This is a genomic window from Pseudomonas sp. FH1 (genome assembly GCF_000510895.2).
In the GTDB taxonomy this organism is placed as follows: Bacteria; Pseudomonadota; Gammaproteobacteria; order Pseudomonadales; family Pseudomonadaceae; genus Aquipseudomonas; species Aquipseudomonas azotoformans_A.
This window is the reverse complement of sequence record NZ_AOHM01000110.1, coordinates 1-1,192: the sequence shown is the minus strand read 5'-3', so window position 1 is coordinate 1,192 and position 1,192 is coordinate 1. Positions and strand designations below refer to the sequence as shown.

Annotated in this window: 1 protein-coding gene; it reads right to left on the bottom strand. The window is 53.8% G+C overall.

What is annotated here, in order from left to right:
• Positions 1–144: 144 nt before the first annotated feature.
• A complete protein-coding gene (locus H096_RS24910) occupies positions 145–1,122 on the bottom strand; it encodes an IS5 family transposase (protein ID WP_033902000.1) in 978 nt (325 codons plus the stop codon).
• Positions 1,123–1,192: the final 70 nt, after the last annotated feature.

The window sequence follows — 1,192 nt, the reverse complement described above, 5'->3', positions numbered from 1 at the left end:
GGAAGGTCTGAAGTAAGCAGCCGTTTTTAACGGCCTCGCTGTCTGAGGTTCAAAAAACACCGACTTAATCGAAAATCAGACCTTTCCTCCTGTCAGTTCACTGTTTTTTGCGGAATAGCACCTTTTCAGGGCTCATTGTCCACATCACAGGCGCACCTCGCCTGCATTCAACAGTCGTTTTCGCATCATCCACAGGTTCGATAAGGCAAACAGTGTGGTCTGCTGCGCGGTGTTTTTCACCAAGCCTCGGAAGCGGACTTTCGTATAACCAAACTGGCGCTTGATCACCCTGAATGGATGCTCAACCTTGGCCCGGACTTGAGCTTTCGCGTATTCGATTTTGCGGCGCATGCGACCGATCAGGCTCTTTTTTGCATGCTTCTTATAGCTGCTGGGGCGCGCTGCGATCGACCAGATCATCTGGCGATGTTGATGCTCCGCACGCTTCTCCACGCCGGTGTAACCGGCATCGCCAGAGACGTAAGTTTCCTCGCCATGCAGCAACTGATCGACCTGAGTCACGTCCGCCACATTCGCCGCCGTGCCCACCACGCTATGTACCAGACCGGATTCAACATCGACACCGATGTGCGATTTCATCCCGAAATAGTACTGATTTCCTTTCTTTGTCTGGTGCATTTCGGGGTCGCGTTTACCGTCCTTGTTCTTGGTCGAACTGGGCGCATGAATGATCGTCGCATCGACCACAGTTCCCTGACGCAGCAGCAAACCTCGGTCGCCCAAATAGCCGTTGATGACCTGCAAAATCCCACCGGCCAGCTCATGTTTTTCCAACAGCCGGCGGAAGTTGAGGATCGTGGTTTCATCCGGAATCCGATCCAAATGCAGCCCGGCAAACTGGCGCAGAATCGTGGTTTCGTAGAGGGACTCTTCCATCGCCGGATCGCTGTAGCCGAACCAGTTTTGCATCAGATGAACCCGCAGCATGGCCATCAACGGATACGCCGGACGACCGCCTTCACCCTTCGGATAATGCGGCTCGATCAACGCAATCAGGCCTTTCCAGGGCACGACCTGATCCATCTCAATCAGGAAACGCTCACGGCGGGTCTGCTTACGTTTGCCTGCGTACTCGGCATCAGCGAAAGACATTTGCTTCATCGGGGCTCAACCGTTCAGTTCGTGGGACAGCCGTATCTCACCAGATTTGGAAGTCTTTTTCAGAGTTTCC

Bases quoted from the DNA above. Each gene is read 5' to 3' on its own strand.
- H096_RS24910 (WP_033902000.1), bottom strand. From the start codon at position 1,122: ATGAAGCAAATGTCTTTCGCTGATGCCGAGTACGCAGGCAAACGTAAG.